Annotated in this window: 16 protein-coding genes; 7 read left to right on the top strand and 9 right to left on the bottom strand. The window is 52.7% G+C overall.

Going from position 1 to position 20,388, the window contains the following annotated elements; translation table 11 throughout:
* Window positions 1-89: 89 nt before the first annotated feature.
* Window positions 90-2,345 carry a bifunctional SulP family inorganic anion transporter/carbonic anhydrase gene (locus CA13_RS16875; RefSeq protein WP_146398551.1) on the bottom strand — a complete coding sequence of 752 codons (2,256 nt, stop codon included), beginning with the start codon at window positions 2,343-2,345 and terminating at the stop codon, window positions 90-92.
* A 269-nt stretch (window positions 2,346-2,614) separates the two neighbouring features.
* Here CA13_RS16875 and CA13_RS16870 point away from each other — a divergent pair, with 269 nt between their 5' ends.
* Window positions 2,615-4,666 carry a hypothetical protein gene (locus tag CA13_RS16870; RefSeq protein ID WP_146398549.1) on the top strand — a complete coding sequence of 684 codons (2,052 nt, stop codon included), beginning with the start codon at window positions 2,615-2,617 and terminating at the stop codon, window positions 4,664-4,666.
* 67 nt (window positions 4,667-4,733) lie between these two features.
* Here CA13_RS16870 and CA13_RS16865 read toward each other — a convergent pair whose 3' ends face one another.
* Window positions 4,734-5,546 (bottom strand): sensor histidine kinase, encoded by an 813-nt coding sequence (locus CA13_RS16865; RefSeq protein WP_146398547.1) that lies wholly within the window; start codon window positions 5,544-5,546, stop codon window positions 4,734-4,736.
* A 206-nt stretch (window positions 5,547-5,752) separates the two neighbouring features.
* Here CA13_RS16865 and CA13_RS16860 point away from each other — a divergent pair, with 206 nt between their 5' ends.
* The gene (locus tag CA13_RS16860) at window positions 5,753-6,070 is read left to right on the top strand and encodes a hypothetical protein (protein WP_146398546.1); all 318 of its coding nucleotides are present in this window, start codon (window positions 5,753-5,755) and stop codon (window positions 6,068-6,070) included.
* A gap of 80 nt (window positions 6,071-6,150) precedes the next feature.
* Window positions 6,151-7,173 carry a type II secretion system F family protein gene (locus CA13_RS16855; protein WP_146398544.1) on the top strand — a complete coding sequence of 341 codons (1,023 nt, stop codon included), beginning with the start codon at window positions 6,151-6,153 and terminating at the stop codon, window positions 7,171-7,173.
* 19 nt (window positions 7,174-7,192) lie between these two features.
* Here CA13_RS16855 and CA13_RS16850 read toward each other — a convergent pair whose 3' ends face one another.
* Genes CA13_RS16850 through CA13_RS16835 form a run of 4 tightly spaced genes read right to left on the bottom strand, consistent with a single transcriptional unit; the run spans window position 7,193 to window position 13,403 of the window.
* The gene (locus CA13_RS16850) at window positions 7,193-10,033 is read right to left on the bottom strand and encodes a hsp70 family protein (RefSeq protein WP_146398542.1); all 2,841 of its coding nucleotides are present in this window, start codon (window positions 10,031-10,033) and stop codon (window positions 7,193-7,195) included.
* Between the two features lie 7 nt (window positions 10,034-10,040).
* Window positions 10,041-11,819 (bottom strand): Hsp70 family protein, encoded by a 1,779-nt coding sequence (locus CA13_RS16845; RefSeq protein WP_146398540.1) that lies wholly within the window; start codon window positions 11,817-11,819, stop codon window positions 10,041-10,043.
* 11 nt (window positions 11,820-11,830) lie between these two features.
* Window positions 11,831-12,406, bottom strand: coding sequence for a DUF2760 domain-containing protein (locus tag CA13_RS16840; RefSeq protein WP_419194468.1), 576 nt, complete (start codon window positions 12,404-12,406; stop codon window positions 11,831-11,833).
* A 43-nt stretch (window positions 12,407-12,449) separates the two neighbouring features.
* Window positions 12,450-13,403 carry a hypothetical protein gene (locus CA13_RS16835; protein ID WP_146398538.1) on the bottom strand — a complete coding sequence of 318 codons (954 nt, stop codon included), beginning with the start codon at window positions 13,401-13,403 and terminating at the stop codon, window positions 12,450-12,452.
* A gap of 190 nt (window positions 13,404-13,593) precedes the next feature.
* On the opposite strand from CA13_RS16835, the gene CA13_RS16830 reads away from it, so the two are divergent.
* The 3 genes from CA13_RS16830 (at window position 13,594) to CA13_RS16820 (ending at window position 17,414) form a co-directional block, all read left to right on the top strand.
* Window positions 13,594-15,468, top strand: a complete 1,875-nt coding sequence (locus tag CA13_RS16830; RefSeq protein WP_419194467.1) for a mucoidy inhibitor MuiA family protein — start codon at window positions 13,594-13,596, stop codon at window positions 15,466-15,468.
* A gap of 87 nt (window positions 15,469-15,555) precedes the next feature.
* Window positions 15,556-16,449 (top strand): hypothetical protein, encoded by an 894-nt coding sequence (locus CA13_RS16825; protein ID WP_146398534.1) that lies wholly within the window; start codon window positions 15,556-15,558, stop codon window positions 16,447-16,449.
* A 155-nt stretch (window positions 16,450-16,604) separates the two neighbouring features.
* Window positions 16,605-17,414: a site-2 protease family protein gene (locus tag CA13_RS16820; protein WP_146398532.1), complete on the top strand. Its 810-nt coding sequence runs from the start codon at window positions 16,605-16,607 to the stop codon at window positions 17,412-17,414.
* Here the strand turns inward: CA13_RS16820 and CA13_RS35300 are convergent.
* Window positions 17,411-17,737 carry a hypothetical protein gene (locus tag CA13_RS35300; protein ID WP_419194466.1) on the bottom strand — a complete coding sequence of 109 codons (327 nt, stop codon included), beginning with the start codon at window positions 17,735-17,737 and terminating at the stop codon, window positions 17,411-17,413. The two genes, CA13_RS16820 and CA13_RS35300, sit on opposite strands and share 4 nt — an antisense overlap.
* A 56-nt stretch (window positions 17,738-17,793) precedes the next feature.
* On the opposite strand from CA13_RS35300, the gene CA13_RS35295 reads away from it, so the two are divergent.
* Window positions 17,794-18,048, top strand: coding sequence for a hypothetical protein (locus CA13_RS35295; protein ID WP_419195185.1), 255 nt, complete (start codon window positions 17,794-17,796; stop codon window positions 18,046-18,048).
* Between the two features lie 187 nt (window positions 18,049-18,235).
* On the opposite strand, the gene CA13_RS16810 is transcribed toward CA13_RS35295, so the two are convergent.
* Together CA13_RS16810 and CA13_RS16805 are read right to left on the bottom strand one after the other, a co-directional pair.
* Window positions 18,236-18,847 (bottom strand): peptidylprolyl isomerase, encoded by a 612-nt coding sequence (locus CA13_RS16810; RefSeq protein ID WP_146398528.1) that lies wholly within the window; start codon window positions 18,845-18,847, stop codon window positions 18,236-18,238.
* Window positions 18,848-19,107: 260 nt separating this feature from the next.
* Entirely contained in the window at window positions 19,108-20,328 is a 1,221-nt protein-coding gene (locus CA13_RS16805; RefSeq protein ID WP_146398526.1) for a hypothetical protein, read from the bottom strand.
* Window positions 20,329-20,388: the final 60 nt, after the last annotated feature.

Raw genomic sequence — 20,388 nt, 5'->3', positions numbered from 1 at the left:
TTTGAAAAGCCTAAAGGGGAGTTGTTGGTGGCTAGGCATAAGCCGCCCAATACGTTGGCCAGCTCAATGTAGATAGCACCTAACTCGCCCTATTCTACATCATTGAGGAAATCGATGTTCCCCGTGACGACATCATACATCGCTCCGGCGACCATTAGGCGTCCCGCCTCAACGGCTTGGCGGATTCCTGGGCTTCGCTCGATGATTGCCGAAACGGTATGCATCACGTTTCGTTTTGCGACGTCGTCAATAAGGCTCTTGGTCTGCTCTTCGTCTTGTTGCTTCGGTATCCAGCATTTTTCTCGATCTAAGCAAGGTTCGATTTCGGAGATGATGGCGTGCAGATGCGAACACCCCGTGGCCTGCTCGGTGTCTTGATTGTCACAGAGTAGTTTGACTGCGGAGGTAACGGCGCCACATCGAGTGTGACCCAGGACAAGTATCAATTTCGCACCGGCCACCGTCGCGCCGTATTCAATGCTTCCGAGCGACTTGGTGCCGATCACATTTCCCGCGACACGAACGCTAAATATGTCACCGAGTCCAAGATCAAGAATCAATTCAGCCGGTACTCGCGAATCGATACAACTGAGGATCACTGCTAACGGGCTTTGTCCTTCCTTGGTCGCTTCAAGTTGGCGGCCGAAGTCGCGAGTCAGTCGTTGGCCGGTGCGAAAACGTCGATTCCCTTCTCGTAAAAAATCCAGCACTTGTTCCGGTGTGACTCGGTCCTGTAGTTCACGGGTGGAATAGTCTGCAAATTGGATTTCATCATGAAGCTGATACTTCGTGCGAAATCCTTTTAAGCTCACTTTCACACCGTGGACGTCAGCCGTTGTGGCTTTGAAGTCTCGGATCAAACTGAGCACATCCGGATCGATATAATCCGTTTCGGATGCGTCAATCAGGACATGGCTGCCGCGCGGCGCTTCACTAAAGACTTTGTCGAGTGCGGCACGATTTAGGAAACTCACTTGATTGGCCAATTCAATATGCATGATGTCTCCGTCGACGTGGGTTTCGACAATCCGTCGAATCGGACGTCGCAAGTTACTGTTGAGGATAAACAGCAAACTGATGCCAAGTCCGATCAGAATACCGACGAGCAAATCAGTAAAGACGATCGCAACAACCGTAATAATGAACGGTAGGAATTGGTAACGGCCCTCGCTCCACATTTGTCGAAACAACGTGGGGCTGGCAAGCTTCAAGCCGGTCGCAAACAGAATGGCCGCCAATGCGGACAGGGGGATCATGTTCATATAGACGGGAAGCAGGATCACGCAAACCGCCAGCAAGATGCCATGGAAAATAGCGGACATCTTGGTTTTTGATCCTGAGTTGACATTCACGCTACCACGGATAATGACCGACGTCATTGGTAAGCCGCCTATCAATCCCGCGACAACATTGCCGACTCCTTGTGCGAGCAATTCGCGGCTGGGAGGTGAGTTGCGGCGCTGTGTGTCAAGCTTGTCAACCGCTTCGAGGTTCAGCAGTGTTTCGAGCGAGGCGACAATGGCGATCGTTACGGCCGCGAAATAAACCGCAGGATTCAATATCTGAGAGAAGTCCGGCAACATCAGAAAACCAGTTAACTCACTCATCGACTCCGCGATCGGGATTTGAACCAAGTGGGAAACACCAATTGCCCAAGGGCCTCCGATACGTTTGAACAATAGGTTTAATACGACACCCAACACAACCACCACGAGCGGCGCCGGAACACGGGAATTTTTGAGTGGTTTATATTTTTCCCAAAACAGCAAAATGGCGAGCGACACGATTCCGACAACGAGTGCGCCAAGGTGAATATCACCTATCATCGAGACGAATTCCGAAAACGTGTTTTCATTGTCGACTTGAGAAAACGCCAAGTCTCCTTCCGGGTCCGTGTCATGGCCCACGAGATGTGGAATTTGTTTCAGAATAAGCGTCACACCGATCGCCGCTAAAAGGCCCTTGATGACACTCGAAGGAAAAAACGCCGACAGCGCACCGGCGCGAGCGATTCCAAGTCCAATTTGCATCAGCCCGGCAATCAAAACGGCTAACAAGAACGCTTCAAAGGAACCAAGGATCGCGATTTGGGCTGCAACGATCGCGGTCAACCCGGCCGCCGGACCGCTGACGCTGGTATGCGAGCCACTGAGCATGCCCACGACCACGCCACCGAGAATTCCGGTGACGAGTCCCGAGAACAACGGCGCGCCTGAAGCCAAGGCGATGCCCAGGCACAATGGAAGGGCGACCAGGAACACAACCGACCCCGAAAGCAGGTCAGCAGGGAGCGTTGATAGTGAAAATACTGAATCACGTTGGTCTTGCAGCGGTGTCGAGGTCATAAACTTGCTGTGGGGAGAGGATGGAATCGTACGTTAGAATACAGTAGTCTCGGGTCAATGAGTAAAAAGTCCTCTTGGTTCAGCGTACGAGAACAATCATGATAGAGAGTGTCGTCTTTTTGCCGTGCTGAGCACACTCGCGTTACCATAAAGGGTTGCCGTTGTCGTTCCAACCATTTTCTGTCGAGTGTTTGACCTGTTCAAGTCGGCTGCGGGTGTCCGACCCGTCATTGGTGGGTACGATCACAAGTTGCCCAAAATGCGGGTCAATGGTGCAAATTCAACCGCCCAGCGGCGAGGTGGATGGTTCGCTGCCTGCGGCGGCTGGACAAGTTGCCGTCGGTAATTCGAATGTTGATAGTGAACAAATCACTCGCGATGCAATGTCAGCGGTCGACATCGATTCACCGGACAACACGGCGGACTCACACGTGCCGCCTACCGCGTTCCAGGGTGCCGAAATTGTCGCCGCCGAGACGATCGAAGATGTGGCTCCACCGATCGCCGGTGAGGGTTGGCAAAGTGATCAAACACGGAAATCCCGGCAAATCGCACTGGTCGTCGCCGTTTCGATCGCCAGTTTACTGACCGCTGCGGTCGTGTTCGTCTGGTTTGTGCGTTCAAGAAATCCAAAAGCAGATATTGCCCAAGGGGATGATACTGCCCAAGTAGCCACCGATGCTGGTCCAGAGAATGACACTCACCCAGGGGAGATGGGGGGTACGGGGGAAGACGGTATTTCAAGGAAAGGTATCGCTACCGATCCAACGGCAGTCGCGCTGCTTCCCGAAACGCCCGAAGTGGTGGAAGTTCAACCCGACGCGGGTAATGGCGACCCGGGTAATGGCGACCCGGGTAATGGCGACCCGGGCAATGTCCAACCTAACGCAGGTGAATTGACAACACCCCAAACGCACGGGATGGTCACGGACGCGACGGAGACTCCACCCTCCACCGAGAAGCTTCCACCTTCGATCATTCCCGCTGATTTATTACCGAAAGATCCGCTTGCATCGGATGCAGATCTGCCAATGAATCAGCCACCGGTGATTGCGTCGCCTGAAACACCGCCGGCGACCGACAACGAGTCACCAAGTCCGAGCCTACAACAATTGCCGCCCGGGCTAGCGAAGTTCACACAGTTGCTCGATTTGGGCGGGGATGCCAACGAAGTCAAACCGACGATCGAGGCGCCGCCGACACTCGCACCCGTCGCGCTTGATGCACCTGCCGAAGAATCGATCGATCCGATGATGATCGCAACGCCTCCACCGACGATCAACACCAAGCGATCATTGGCGATACCGTTTGCGTTCGATTCCAAGGGGTATCCATTGGGTGATATGGTGTTGCTGTTAAGTCAAATTACGGGCGTACCGATTCAGCTCGATTGGGTGTCACTTGACATCGCAGGGTACGATATTGCCAACCGAGTCGTGCCGGAGCGAGGTTTCCTGTCGGCGAAGGAACACGTCGAGAAAATATGCGAGTCGTTTCAAGGCGAAATGCGAATCGAAGAATCTTTGATCGTCTTAACAGTCGCCGACGATGCTTTCTCACAGCGCAGCGACACCATCACGGAGATGGCCGATTTTGGTGAAGGTCGTTCATCAGCAATCTCCGTCGTCAATACATTTTTGAGTGAGCCCGACGGCGAGGATGCTACGGAATTGCCCGTCAGTGATTTACGGCCCGAGCAACAATTGAAATTGTTGGCCGTCGATTCACTTCGCCGAATGCGAGGGATCGAACCGAAAATTGATGACGCGCATTTTCTGCGTTGGGCGCATCCGGCTGATGCAGCTCAATCACAATGGCCGGTGCTAAGCGGAGGTGACTCCGTTCCCACTCTCGATGCGCCGATCACCATTGGTGGACTGTTGCGGCGAGTGTCGCGGAAAAATGGAGCGACGTGCGTGGTGAATTGGTTCGATGCAAACCGCAGGCAAATGTCGCCAGAACAGTTGATGATGACCTATGCGAAAGATGACGCAGGCCAGTTGTTCGAGCGAATCTTGGCTCCGTTTGAAGTTCAGGTGCGAACGGTCGACAAGCATTATTGGTGGGTCGGTACCGAGGCGTCGTACGACCGATTGTCCGCGATCGTATGGACGGAGCCGCTTGGTGAGAATCGACAAGCGTTTCTAAGTAATATCCACGAAAAGATGGCGGGCCAGACACGCGATGTTTTTCGAATTGCTTATGACCAACAAAGCGATCGCGTGCTCATGATGTTGCCAAGATTCATCGTTCGGCAATTGCCAAAGTTTCAACCAGCCTTGGCCAACAATTCAGCGGACGGTCGATTGCCTCGTCCATGACGGCGAACCCAATCCTCGAAGTTGACGAAGCATTTGGTTGGGGGTCACCACAGCTGAATGTTAACCACTAGGCGGCCGCTTGTTGTTTATCGGCCACGGGCAGCCGAATCACGAACGCGGTTCCTCGACCGACGGTACTCTCGACGCGGATGCGACCGTGATGCGCATCGATCACTTCTTTGCATGCCGCCAACCCAAGCCCAGTTCCCCCTTTGCCTGATTCGTCCGGTCCCGTCTTTGTGGTGTAGAACGAATCAAAGATGCGCGGCAATTGATCCCTTGGAATACCGCTTCCTGAATCACGTACGGTCAATTCGACCCAACTTTTTTCAGCCGAAGGATGCAATTTAATCAAAATCGTTCCGCCATCGGGCATCGCTTGTCGGGCATTGATCAAGAGGTTCAAAAGTACTCTTTGGATCTGGTTACCGCTGGCCATCGCATGCGGCGTTTCCTCGGCAATGTCCGTTTCGATGACAATGCGATATTTTCGCATTTCCCGCTCAAGTAGCACCAACGAATCGTCAATGATCGAACCCAAATCGGTTGGTTCGAGCGATTCACTACGGTTGCGTGCCTGGGCCAGAATCGTGCCGGTGATCTTTGCGGCTCGCTCAGTCGAGGCCAAAATCTTGCTGAGTGCCTTGTCGCGGCTGGCGTCGTCCCGGTTGCGAATCCCCAATTTGGCGTAATTCAAAATCGTCATCAGCACGTTGTTGAATTCGTGCGTCGCCGTCCCCATCAACTCCCCAAGTGTGGCAAGCGATTGCAGTTTCCGCATCTCGCGACGCAAGTATTGAATTTCAGCATCTTTGTCGTGAGCTGAGTTGGTTCCAGCAGGGCAATCCACGTGGTGCGAATCCGATATTGGCGATGGCATGGTATGACGGTATGGGGTTTGTCGTTGGTGAACAATGAGAAGCGGCGGGCTTGATGTTTCTACCTGATCTATCGTCGAATCCGTTGGATTTGCTACACCCGGAACAATCGTTCCCTCATAGTTTGCCACAGCCAGCGCAACCGGCTAGAGAGACGGCAAACTGTACCGATTGAATCGTTTTTCACCTTTTCCGAACGGGGCTTCCTGTGGCCGATGCATCAAGATTTTTCCGCAGTGGCGACCGAACCACCCGCGAGCAGATGAAGAGTGAAGAAAATGTGGTTGAGCGTCTAAAGCGACGTTCGGCGGAAGCGAAAAAGCTTGGGTTTCATCTTCGAACCGAGCTGCTCGATGGGGAACAGGCCACTTGGTGTATGATCGGAATGAAAAAAACGATCTTCATCGATTTATCGCAAACTGCTGCCGAACAACTCCGTACGCTTGACGAAATACTGGCCGATTTCAGAAACGAAGCGAAAAAGAGTCAGCCTGCGAGGCAAAAGTCGCCTAGCCAAGCTGCATAACGTGGCAAGTTCTCCTACACTGGGAAGCGGCCCCTGTTTCGCTCCTCTTTCAAGGCATGTCCTGCGTGTTTTCTCGCCGAATGAAGCTCTCTGCCGCTCAAGGCTTTTGCTATCGCTTTGGTACAGGCATCAAAGCGGGAGCCGATCTTCTGGTTTTGCTAAAGAGCGAAGCTGGCTACGGTAGCGATCGACAACGCAACGCGATGCGTTCCCTTGGCGAAGGGGCCAAATCGGGAGAGTCTCTCAGCAAGTCGATGGAAAAAGAGGCTCCATTTTTTCCACCATTAATGATCGCGATGACACGCGTGGGCGAGGTGACGGGGCGGCTCGAACGCTCGTTATTGTCTCTCTCGCAGCTGTACCAACATCGGATCCAGCTTCGCCGCAAGTTCCTGGGTTCGATCGCATGGCCCGGCCTCCAATTATTTGCCGGATTAATGGCGATCTCGTTGTTGATTTGGTTACTCGGCGCGTTAACGCCTGCCTCCGGTGGCGAGATGTTCGACGTGCTCGGTTTTGGTATGAAAGGAGTCTCAGGCGTCCTGAAACTTTGGGGATATGTCGCCATCGTCGCCTTGATAATCGGTGGGATGATTTGGGCTTTCTTTCGCAATCTCGGCGGTGTCCAAAACATCATTCCGATTCTTTACATGATTCCCGTGATGGGGCCAGCGCTGCAAACGATCACATTGTCGCGTTTTTGTTGGACGCTTTCTCTGGCCCTCGACGCGGGGCTTGATCCCATTCGTTCCATTGAGCTTGCGCTCGACAGTACCGATAGCGACTATTACCGCAGCGGAGCCGAGCCTGCGAAGGCCGCGATCCTAGGTGGTGAAACCTTGGCCGGTGCATTGAAGGCGACCAATTTGTTTCCGGAGGAATTTTTGACGCGAGTTGAAATCTCGGAAATTTCCGGGACCGATGCCGAATCGATCGATATTCTGGCAACCGAATACGATGGAAAAGCCAAGGTCGCCGTTGGGACCATCTCCGCGATCGCCACGGGATTGATTTGGCTTTCCGTTATCGCCATTCTTGTTTTCTTGATCCTTCGGATGGCAATCAGAATCTTTGGCGGGATGTACGACGTGACTCAGATTTAGTCGACACGTTGGATTCCGGCTATCGGACGAGGTGGATTCCGAGCGGCAATGATTCACCAAAAATCACCGCTTCTTCGTCACTTTGCAGTGCGCCGCCTTTGGTTAATAGCGTTATGTAGTGCTCGGGTGCGTCAAGTAGTTCGAGTTGTACTGCCATCGCTTCACGCCGCGGTTGCGAAAGGTCGCGGTATCGGTCACCCGTTTGCCGTGCCATTTGGACGATCGATAACAGCAACATGTTTTTGCTTTGGGTAAGATCGTTCTCTTTCGCAAAATCCAATAACTCCCCTGCCCATCGTGACGCTTCTTCAACAGGCAAGGTGGCGTTGAGTGGGCCGTAAGCCGGTTGGCGACTTCCGATTCGACCGAGTGCCCACAATAATGCCGGCCGGATCTTTTTGTTCTTTTTTTGTTTCACTGCCGCGAGAGCTACCAGCCCAAGATCGATCTTTTCGCGGACGGACAACCGTTCCATTGACCCTAGCAGTCGCCACACTTCGGCCGCTTCATGAGCCTCGATCCGTCGAGTTTTGTTTTTCAGTGCGCTGATAAGCGGTGCGGCTAATTGTTCTTGTTGACCGCTGGTCAATCCGCCTGCGATTCGTCGCCATAGAATCATGGATTCGGTTCGCGACGAAGCGGCCGCAAAGGCCAATTTTCCGTGGACGGCTCGCCAAGTTTGTGCGACCCGCCAATCGTCGACGGCAACGCCGTAACCCGGCCGCAAACAGAATCCAACAAGGTTCAACCAACGAGCTTCGTGTTGTGCCGACTTTCGACGTCCCTCTTGGTGATCCAATAGCGATTGCCATTGATCACGCAGGAGTGATGGCGGCCACTGGTTACGGTGCAATTCCGTCGCCGATTGCAGCTGTTTGACAATCACGCCCGGTTTTTGTTGCGACTCCGACGGAACAGCACCAAATACGTTGGCGATCACATGGCCGCACGCTTCGGCCGTTTCCGCGTCGACGATTCCAGCGGCTTCGCCAGAACCTTGGTGGGCTTCACGATCGGTTTCGAGGGTGCTGCGAATGTCAAATTCTAGTCGCCATCGCTTGTTTGTCGCCGAATCGACACAAAATAATCCGATCGTACCGATCTCGCTCAATTCCGCTTCGATGACCACTTCGATTTCCGCATCGACATGTTTTTTGCCTTGTACCAATGCGGTACAAATCGGCGGTAGAGGTGACGCTTCGGTGCGATCAATTGGAACCAAATCGCCCACCGAATCGGCCAACCGCGTACTGCTGACCCAAAGCGGGAATTGTACCGGTGTGCCAATCTTTAACCGCAGTGGATGCGAATCGGCACGGAATCGTTGTCCCGCTTCGGCCTTGCCTGGGATCAAGCACAATCCACGCGGCGGGTCCGATGTGACTTGCATGTAATACGAACGCCCCAAATTCGCCGCGATACGAACGCCTTGTCCGCGGCGGACCATCGCATAGTAGGCAGCGCCTTGTGCGACCGCTAAGTCCAATCGAGGCGACGATAGAACGATGGGTTTCCAGTCCGTAGAGCCATCGGTTGATTGGGCAAACCATTCTGATAATCGATTGACGATACGCGTCCGAATCGCTGGCGCGGCCATCACGCCGCCGTTGAATAACACCAAATCAGGTCGATCTGCGGCGTCCTTTTCATCAGCCTCTAATCCACTGCGGCGATGTTCGCGTAAGAATGCCGCCAAGTGCCGCGTGATTGCGGCATCGGCTGCGTATGGCAAACCAAATTCTTGGAACCCGCTTTCACCGAGCGTCGGTTCGTCACTCAGGTCGACATTAGGAAAAAAACCTTCCAACAAGGCTTCGTCGATCTGGTCCGCCGTCAATTGCATTTGAATCGAACCGCCGATCAAGCGTGATCCTTCCGATGGCAGATTGATTGTGTAAGTATCAGGCCGATCATCGCCAAGCATCGCTTCTTTGACCGATCGCGATACCTGAACCAAACGATCCCACTGGGCCGGTGATAGCGATTCGACCGATCCCGAGGCGGTAATTTCTGATTCAGCTAGTCGGGCGACGGCCAAATCCAAGTTGTCGCCACCGAGAATCAAATGCCGACCAACCGCGACACGATGAAATTGAACTTGGTCACCTTTCTCACCAGCGGTGCGTACACGTATCAACGTCAAGTCGGTCGTTCCGCCACCGATATCACAAACCAAAATCAATTGGCCTGGCGTGACTTGCGTGTGCCAATCATCGCCTTGGCGATCGATCCAAGAATAAAACGCCGCTTGCGGTTCTTCGATCAGATACACGCGTGGCAGCCCCGCCTGTTTCGCGGCTGTGACGGTCAATTCGCGAGCGACTTCGTCGAACGAAGCGGGCAACGTGATGACCACATCTTGTTCATTGAGCGGATATTCGGGGTGCGCATGATCCCAAGCGGCACGAAGATGGGCCAAGTACCGCGAGGATGCTTCGACGGGCGACAATCGAGTGACATCGGCATCGCCGTGCCAAGGCAACAAGTCCGCCGTTCGATCAACCCCTTCGTGGCTGAGCCAACTTTTCGCCGACGCAGCCCGACGACCGGGGTGCCGCGTGCCGGAATCGCGAGCAAGTACACCGACGCAATGCTCGGTCCCCTTTTTCTGCCAAGGCAAACGATGGCCTGCTGACTTTTCATCGGATGTCAATTCGTAATGGAATGACGGCAGCGTTTCGCGTGTTTCACGTTGACCAAAATCGACCCATTGAGGAATCTTGAATGTTTTGACCGACCAATCCGCATTGTCGGTATCGACGTAGCACATCGCGCAATTGGTGGTGCCTAAATCGACACCGACAACATAGCGGCTAAGTGCATTAGAGGGATCGTCGGCGGTAGGGTTGGATTGAGGCACAGCTGGGTTATGTTTCGCGAGCGTTGAATTCCATCTTCCATTTGTCCTCACTACGCGTGCTATGGCACCACAGTTCAAACATCCCTAATTCAGTGATGCGGCTCACGAAGCGAACGGGCACGAAAGCAGACTCGCCGCTTGCCGATTCCGATGTCAAACAAACGCTCACCGGTTCAATTTCGACGAGTTCATCCTTTGTCCATCGATCGAGCCTGGTTCCGGCGGTGTCATCGGCGCGAATTGCCGAGCTGAAAAAACGGAACTGGGCCGGAGTCCCCACGATCACGCCCACCTCTTCGCCGGGGACTTCTGATTCGGTTCCTTCTTCCATGCCTCGTGGGGCAACACAAACTGCTCTCAGCGGACGCGGTACGCCCGGGATCGCGAGGCCTGCCGTTTCGATGCCAACGTAGTACGATCGAGCGGTGCCGCCACGTATGCGAATCCCACCGCTTTGTTTGCTCCATCCGTAATAGGCTGCACCAATGGCGACCGACGTGTCTAAGTCTTCGGGGCCACCCAAGGTTTGTGGGGCGTTTTGGCACCAATCGTCGATCGTCTCACGCATCCGCAACCGTAGCGTCTCGCTACGGAATACGCCGCCGTTGAAAAGGACGTGAGTCGGCGAGACGGTATTGGATTCTTCGGCCGATTGATCTGCCAAGAAAGTCGCGACATGTTTCGTGACCGCAGCATCGGATTCATACGGTAGTCCGATGTCTTGAAAACCTGATGCAACGTTGCTTTGAGGGCGATCGCTTGCACCACATTTCGGAAAGAAGCCTTCGACGATCAGCTTTGCCGTTTCCTGTTTGGTAATTTCGGTCGATACGGTGCCACCAATCAGTGAACTGCCGCGTCCCAGAACCGAGATGGTCTGTGTTTCAGGACCATCCGGTGCGAGCAGTTGCTCTTTGGCATTGCGGCATGCGTGCCAAAGAGAAATGCTTTGCCACGGATCGAGATCGTGGCCCTGCTCGGCGAACCGCCCACTCACGAAATGGGCAAGTGCCAAATCCATGTTGTCACCGCCAAGCAATAGGTGGTTGCCAACCGCCAAACGGCGCAGATTCAATTCGCCCTCGTGTTGCGATACGGTAACCAAAGTTAAATCGGTCGTTCCACCGCCGACGTCGACGACCAACATCACGTCATCGGGCTTCAGCGATTCACGCCATTGGTCGCCCCGAGCCGCGAGCCATCGATAGACGGCTGCTTGAGGTTCTTCAAGCAGAACAAACGATTCGGGCAAACCCGCTGCGATGGCCGCTTGGCGTGTCAGTTCACGAGCCGCAGGTGCAAATGATGCAGGAACCGTCAACACCACTTGTTGATCGCGTAGCGGCGCGTCGGTGTGTTGCTCGTTCCATGCGGCGACCAAGTGAGCTAAAAAACGTTGAGTACATTCGTAAGCGGATACTTTGGGAACTTCCGGCGGTGATTGCCATGGCAGCACTGCATCGGTACGGCCCACGGTACTATGACAAAGCCAACTCTTAGCGGCCACAACCACACGCTGAGGATTCTCGGCTGCTTGGGTTCTTGCATACTCACCGACAACGCCGCTGGCGGGATCAGCGTCGATTTCGGTGCGCAGCGAATCGATTTCGCCTTCGCGAGGCAAATACAGGAACGATGCCAGCGAAGCAAGGGATTCGACTTGCCCAGGCTGGACGATTTGCGGAATCATCAACAGCTGCAAATCGGTTTGGTCCGATAGCGGTGAGTAGGCGACGACGGAGTTGGTGGTTCCGAGATCAATGCCGACTGAATAACGAGCGTTCATATTGGATTTTTTTACGAGCGTTGGACTTGTGCGGGGGCAACGGTATTGGCGTCGGCGTCATCACCCGTCCACTGGGGTAGTTCGACCTTGGAAGCGACCCATCCGTGATGAACCAATTTTCCTTGAGTGGACGTTCCTTCGCCGATCCATTGGTATCGAGCCGCCGATTCATCGGCACTGACTTCGATCGTGGCTCCTTCGCCGGATGCATCCACCGGTTTGAGCTCGAATAGTCTCGCAAGAGTCGAGGCACATTGCAGCAGACAAGGGCGTGCAGCCGCGCCGACTTGTGCGTCGGAGAATTTAGCTAAATCTTCTTGAACCAAATCAATCAGCCGTGATTCTCGTTGTAGTGCTGACAGCAACGTCACCGCTTCACTGCGAGCCGATTTTTTCGTTGGGGCGATCGCTTTGGGTTTGGGCTGGGCGGGGGCGGGCAATTTCGGTTCCCCTGATCGCGTATCGTCCCCATCGAGTACTTTACGGAGCTTGTCGGCGGTCTGTTGATTGAACAGAGCTGCTGAAAATGCTCGAAATGCGACGCCTAATCCCATGCCGTTTCCCTCAAGAATGATGGTTAAAACCACCAGCTTGGCACACCTTGTCTCAGCGTCAAGCGGACATGCCCACTCAGCGGTTCAAGCGGTCCAGTAAGGCCCCAATCTTCCAGTGTGTCGTCGTTTTGGCAGCCACAATCATCCATTGGCGTCCACGCGCCGGGTAAAGCTCCATCGTCGAAACGCCACCAAGGTATTCCCACGACTCGGGGTCCACCATATGCGTGATCATGCTGATGATGGTCGGATCGTCGGAATAAGAAACGCTTGGGTACGTGCTTGTTGCCATTGGTTGGATGTTGGGCCCCATCAGTGGAGTGACGTCGTAAACGCGTATGGGCAACTCGTCTTCGGCACTCTCGACGGTGGTGAGAATCAACTGCCCTGAACGAATACTCAGCGTCAACTCTTGTTGCGATAGCAGATAGATCAAGCGCGCTGCGGTGCTGATTTCAGCGGTGTTTCGGTTTGCCGCCATTTTTGTCGGCGCGCTACGACGCCACCAGGGTGTGACCGTTTCGGCGTTCGCCCTCTCGGTAGTGGTCACGACGTTCGTGCGGCTGGCAGCACTGGCACTAATATCAGCATGGTCATTCGACGGCTGACCAAAGGGATCCGCTGCCGGTGGTCGTTTTTGACTTTTGGGATTCGATTCCAATTTCGGTACGAGAATGGCATCGCTGCGGATTCCGAGTTCTTCCAATGCTCGGTCTTCGATCACAGTGGGAAACAGGGTCAATAGGTCGCGATGGACGTCTCGCAGCGTTGTGCCCGCGCTCCAGTCGAACGGACAAGGTTCCTTCAGGTGTCGCATGATGATTTGTTCTTGTTGGTCCGTCATCAAAGGATCAACACTCCACGATGCAATCGATTGTCCAGCGATCGAGGTCCGACTTGAATAGCGAAGGCTGGTGACGACATCGGCTGGAAGAATGCTTTGTGCCGGACCATCGCTGGCAACACAAACGAAACATAGCACCATCAACGGTTTGTCCAAGAAGCGATACGAAAAAGAGTGTCGTGACATGTTGTGGCCTTTTCGAAGTTGTGACCTGCTTATTGCGATGTTATTTGGTCGATAGGAGCAATTGGCATTCCAAATGCATCGAGCCCTAGTCGAACGCCATTCTCGTCGTGGATGGCGTCAATCGGCTGAGCAAATCCGATACACATGTTGCAAATTACAACGTGGTACAAGCTACAAAAGGAACTTCCCAATGATGAATCGAACAATTCCTGGAACAAAATGGTTTCTGGTCGCTGTAGGGCTTGGCATTTCAGTCGTCGTCGCTGCTTCTACACCCGCTCAAACACACGGTGCCGAAATATCGGCGGATCAGTACACGAAGATCGATTCAGTAACGCTCTACCATAACGAGGCTCGCGTGGTTCGTGAGATGCAACTGCCTGCTTCCAATGAGGTCCAGCAAATTCGTGTTCCACATTTGCCGATCGGATTGATCTCCGGTTCGGCAACCGCGGAATCCGATTCAGCCACCACCGTCCGTTCATTGCGAATCCAGCCGGCCGGAATCGTGGATGATGATAAACGAGAGAAATTGGACGGACTCAACCAACAGCATCAAAGTTTGTTGGACGAACAATTCACAATGGAGGCTAAGTTGGCAGTCATCGAACAAGATTTGTTGACGATTGAGAAATTGGTCAACTTTTCATCCGAAAAAGTGCAACAAAACCTCGACCGTGCCACCCTGGATGTCGATTCAGTGACATCGCTCGCCGAATTCACGATGCAATCTCGACGGAAACTTGCCGCAGAGCTTCACGGGATGCAGCGAGATACCGAATCGCTTGGCAAGAAGATCGACGCGAATCGCTTGGAATATGGACGGCTCCTGTCCAAGCAAGACAAGCGCGGCTTCGAAGCACTCCTTGCGGTTGTTTCCCCGCAAGGGGGTTGGGTGCGGTTTGGCTATGTTGTCGGCGATGTTGGGTGGAAACCAAGCTACACGCTTCGTGCAACCACAGCCGGTGACGATGCGCCAACATTCCGTCTGCAATTCGATGGCGAAATTCATCAAGAAAGCGGCGAAGATTGGAACGATGTTGCATTGGTGCTTGCGACTTCGCGACCCGATGCACAATCCACAGTGCCTATTTTAACTCCGCTTCGCATTAAAACATCCGCCGCGTCGGAAGCTCAATCCGAATTTGGGGCCTCGTCGACGGGCGGCTCGTTTGCCACGAACATACCGGCGTGGCAAGACCCCGCAGTTTGGCAACGTGACTTGTTGCGAAATACCGAAGCGGGCAACAAACAGCTCGACGAGTATCGCTCCGCTGCGCAGGTGCAACGTGATATCGCAGCGGACGCGGATTCACAAATTGCGGATGAAACTTACCCTGTCCAAGGCCGCATCGACCTCGTTTCACAGCCTGAACCACAAACGGTCGCCATTACTGCCGATCAGCTCACAGGGACGCTGTACAACGTCGTCACGCCACTGCTGAGCAGTTTTGCATACCGTGAAGCCGAATTTGAGAACACGCTCGGTCGAAATCTGATTGCGGGACCCTTGAATGCTTATTTGGACGAAAAGTTTGTTGGTCGCACCGTGTTGGCACCAACGGCTGCTAGCCAGAAACTGTTTGTTGGCTTCGGCGAAGACCGTCAATTGCGAACGCGTCGAGAGTTGCTGTCGCGTGAGGAGACCATTCGCGGTGGAAATCGTCAAACCGAATTAGAATACCGGCTAGTGGTCTCTAACTATCACGACAAGGCCGTCGACGTTCGACTCTACGATCGTATTCCCCTCACTGCTAAAAACGGCGCGATCACCGTCGTCTTGGCGACGGAAGCAACGGAAAAATTGTCCCCCGACCCGTTGTACAAACGGATGCAGCGTCCGACCGGCATTTTACGATGGGATTTGTCCATTCCGGCGAAGCGATTTGGCAGTGATGCGTTCGACTTCGAATACCAATTCTCGCTTGAGCTTGATAAAGAGCAAACGGTCGTTGGTGATGCAATGATCGAAAAAATGCGAGCCGATTATCGCTTCAAGCATTCAAGCGGCGGCGGTGGGTTTGGAGGCGGAATGGGAGGCGGAATGGGAGGCGGGCAGTTTTAGTCGGATCGGCTACGCGTCGTGTGATCATCCGTTATCATGGGGTTTTCGATTGATTAAAAATCATGAAAGCACCCAAAGGAACACACGATGCAAAGCCTTGTGGAATGGTTGTCGAGTTTGCAATGGGAACGCTTGTTTCCGGAATTCATCGGCAAGGCGCTAGGGTTTCTTGCAGGGTTTGCAGCGAGTTGGTTCTTAGTGTTTCGGCAGCGTCTCAATGCGATCGCACGTATGCAGTCCGGTGATTCGGATGATTTTATATTCCAAATGCATCGTTTGTGGGAACTGCCTCATCAAGCGAATGATTGCGTGCTGCTATTTCGCAACATCGCCCCCAAAACCACGCTCAATGATCTATACGACAACATTGCCGTTCGGGAATTCTTGAAATCGACTGCGGAGACGACAACACTCGAAAATCCGATCCTTCATTCCGAGGGGACCCTTGGGTTCGAAGTGCTCAACGATGCGATGGGGCATATCGCTGGGTTGGTTGCGACGACGCCTTTCAAACGCGAAACGTGGTTGTTTGCAATGACATGCGAAGACCGCCAAGTGGTGCGAAAAAAGTGCATTCGTTGTTTTTTGATTCGTCCAGATGATTTGGAACGCTTTTTGGATTGGCAGTGGTGCCAAAAACATGTCCTGGTGGAAAAACCTTGGCATTGGTTCCGCGTCGTAGCACTGCATCAAGTCGCGTTGGCATGGAAAGCAGAGCAGGAAATGGCGGTTCAAGAAGCTATCGCGTCGCGTGATCAAGACATGCCACTAGTCGACAAACAAATTCGTCATGATCGCATTCGAATGTTGTCGATTGGGCTCAATGATGGCGAGCGTCCGATCGGCGAGCCATTTCGGATCGAGTGGGCTAGCCATGTCGCGAAATTGGAAACGATGGGGCTGGAATTGGCAGGCCCTGATGTTGAACCTGACGAGAATGATGAAGCCGCAGCAGCACCCGTCGAATCGGTCGCCGAGTAGCCCGCTCAATTGAACGCGGGCAAGATGCTAGACTTCACGAGGCCCAAAATACTCACTAGACACTGTCCGGTAAAGCAACCGTGCGAAGCCTGTTGAATTCGGCCTGTTGATTTTGGCCCTGCAACACACACTCGAAACCAGTTTCACTTTCCAAAATGCTCCAAGAACCCCCTGAATCCCAATACGATCTCCGTTTTGAAATCTTTGGTTTCCCCGTTCGGGTGGCATGGTCTTTTTGGCTAGGAGCAGTGATTTTTGGCTATAGTTTGGTCGATTTGCTCGATCGGGTAGGTGCCGATAGTCCAGGTCGATTACCGCTACTGATGCTGTGGTGCGTCTGCATGTTGGTGTCCATTTTGATCCACGAGCTTGGTCATGCGTTTGCGTTTCGCCAATACGGAATCAATGCTTCGATCGTGCTGTATCACTTCGGTGGATTAGCAATTCCAAGTAGTTCGTTTACACCGGGACGATCGTTTTCGCGGTTGAGCGAAAAACAAGACCTATGGATCGCTTTAGCAGGGCCATTGGCGCAAATTGTTTCTGCGTTTGTGCTGATCGGCGCACTAAAGGTATTAGGACTCGGATTTAGTGAAGGGCAGTTCTTTCTAGTCGATTTAGCGATGCCTCTTGGGCTGTCGAGAATCTTTAGCGTGCTCGATGGCGAACCGATCCAAAGTATTGGTCTGTATGCGATGGTTTTATTCTATATCTTCCCAAGTGTCCTATGGGCGCTACTAAATTTAGTCCCTGTGTGGCCACTTGATGGTGGTCGCATCATGAACTCGGTTGTGTTGATTGGTGGTGGTCGTCGCGATCAAGCGTTGTGGATCAGCGTTATCGCTGCAGGATTGCTTACCGCGTATGGTTTCAAGAACGGCCAAACATTCTTGGGCATCTTATTTTTATCCTTAGCAATCTCGAACTATCAGGTACTTCAGCAAAACAGTACGTGGCGTTTCTAGTTCATTTTTTTAAGTTGGTTTGCGGTGAATGATCGATCTGTTTCAGCACGTTTGAAAAGCGCAATCAAACGTTTTGAGCGCGAGAGATTCATTGCTTCAAAGGTGATAAACATCCAATCGATGATGTGCGTAGCAAAAAAAAAATTTGTTTGCAAGCACTTTTTTGCCAAAAAGATGTTGCGAAATTCTGAGAAGCGCGTACAGTTACGCGCAGTTTCTAAACGGTTGAAAGCAAAAGTAATGTTGAAGGACTTTAACAACGCTTTGAGATTCAACTTCCATTGTGACGATTGGTGAGCCGTGGCCGGTGACTTTTGAGACAACGTGTTTTAAAAAGTCACAAGGACTCGCCAGCGTTTCCTTTCTAGCGGAGGAAAACATGGCCAAGAAGAAAGCAACGAAGAAGAAGGCAACCAAAAAGGTTGCAAAGCGAGTAACCAAGAAGAAGGTTGCTAAAAAAGCAACTAAGAAAAAGGCTGCTAAAAAAGTAACCAAGAAGAAGGTTGCTAAGAAGGCGACCAAGAAAAAGGCTGCTAAAAAAGCAACCAAGAAAAAGGCTGCTAAAAAAGCAACCAAGAAAAAAGCAACCAAGAAGAAGGTTGCTAAGAAAAAGGTCGCTAAGAAGCGTCGCTAATTAGCTAACTTGCTCTTCTCTTTGAGATTGAAGCAACGATTTAAAAAAAGCCGCGTCAGAGTTCACTCTGGTGCGGCTTTTTTTCGTTGATTTTTATCGTCCGAGGGTCGTCTTTAGATACGAAAAAACCTCGCTAGAATGGGCTGGGCGTGCCAATTTGGCAGTTTTGTGGTTGGCGTCGTCTGGCTCACTTTGTGACAACTTCCGCGCCTTGAATCACGACTTGAGTCACAGGGACATCCGCCATCAAGCCACCTGGAATTGAGGGATCACGAATTGGTTTAGTAGGTGTTTTGGCAATGCGGTCAACGACATCTTGGCCTTTGACAACTTTGCCAAAAACGGTGTAACCAAAACCGTCTTGCGAGTTCACCCGATCCAACATTGAGTTCTTGACGGTGTTGATGAAAAATTGGCTCGTTGCACTGTGCGGATCAGGCGTGCGCGCCATTGCGATGGTGTACTTGTCATTCTTCAGCCCGTTGCCTCCTTCGTTTCGAACCGGAGCCTTTGTCGATTTCTTTTTCATCGACGTATCAAAACCGCCTCCTTGGATCATGAAGCCATCAATGACGCGATGGAAGACTGTATCCTTGTAGTATCCCTCTTTGGCATAGCTAAGGAAGTTCTCGACCGTTTTAGGGGCCTTGGACGCATTTAATTCCAAGACAATCGCTCCTTCGCTTGTGTCAAGCTTAACCAAGATCGGTTCACCCTCTTGTTGAGCGTGAACCGGTCGACTGTGAAACGCCAACACGCCGATGGCTAATCCTGCAATCAAAAACAATCGGGAAACCATGCTGTTTGTCCTTTTCTATGTTTGGGTGAGAACCTCTTTGGAAAAAGGACGTTACATCCCTTTTCCATCAATGAATTTTTTCCAGCAGTACGTTTTCTGAACTGCGCTTTCGTCAAACCGTACGATGTAAAGGATTTGGCTGTTCGCCGTAAAGTGCGGTAAGTCCCTCGGCTCAATCGCTCCATTGTGGTATTCACCCCTATGGCCGATTGCGAACCGTAGTTGTCTCAAAACGAAACACGGTGACTCAAGAGAGTGATTCAACCAAATTCGACACGAGCATCGTTGGTGTTTTCGCCTTGCGGCGCGGGTTCGGCATCGACTAGGACGCCGATTCGGCTTGCCAAACTCTCCAATCTGGAATCGTATCGTCGGCTGCATGCAAACTCAGTCTTTTTGCCTGATGGATCAACCACTTCCATGGTGTGCATGATCCAACCTCGTCGCATTTTTGGTGTCGAAGATTGGGCGATCTCGTGCCGAGTGCTGGGCATCCACCAATTGGCTTCGCAAAGTTGCCAGCCCTCTCCCGATGGGGCACGCTCAAGTCGCAAACGACTCTTCGCGGCAAAGGGGCCGAGTGCTTCTTTGCAAAATATGATCATCTCAGGTTTTGTCGGGTCACCGTATTTGCTCCAAAGTCGTGAAATGATCGGGTCCAATACCATCGTTCGATAGTAGCGTACGTGGCGACTGATCCAACGCAGAACAACTGCGGCGACACACAGGATCGTCAGGTTCAAAATGGTTGCGATCGTGGGGCTAAACGCATAAACGGTCATCAGTGCAGCGCAAAGTGTTTTGTTGCATACTTCGAAAATCGCATCGATCGCGGGAATCGGTGTTAACCAAACCATGAATTCAAAGAAAAATTTGACACTGTTTATGACCAAGACGTTGATGATCATCGCAATCGCCAAAAGGGTGTCCGCCGTAAAGCTGAACACGCCCAATTGGATCATCGCGACGGGGGCTTGTTCGACACTCGGAGTCTCGATCGAGGCAATGATTTTGATTGCCAACAGGATCACGATGACGGCGTAGGTTTCGAGCCGATCCGTCGCCTGAGCAAACGGTTTGCTGACTTTGGTTAGCCGCGGAACGCTGGTCAAAACCGTTAGCGCCAAGAAGACGAAAAACAGCGTATGGCTCTTCAGCGGCCCCGACGAACCAAGCAGCGCGTTGTTGGTAATGGATTCAGGGCCCCAAAGAGCTAAACCGGATAAGCAGGTTACTCCGAAAAAGGGAGACAGAGCCACGGGCGCAAGCGGCCCGAGCCAATCGGCAAGCCCGAGCGAATCGGCCCACGACGTGGCCGCTGCGATGTCGGTTGTATCGAAATCGCCTTCGAGTTGTTCTTGGACAGTTTCGACACTCAGAGTTCGCGATGATTCCGCCGGCGTTTTTGTAACGGCCTCTTGAGCAAAGCTAGTGGAGAACGTCGCAACGACGAAGCCAAATAAAAAGAAGAGTCGAACCATCAGGGAATTCTCGCGTGAAAAGCCGTAGGCCTCACCCATGAGGCCTGACACGCTAGTTTA

Source organism: Novipirellula herctigrandis (assembly GCA_007859835.1).
Classification (GTDB): domain Bacteria; phylum Planctomycetota; class Planctomycetia; order Pirellulales; family Pirellulaceae; genus Novipirellula_A; species Novipirellula_A herctigrandis.
The sequence above is the reverse complement of the archived record's forward strand: the minus strand, read 5'-3'. Positions and strand labels throughout refer to the sequence as shown.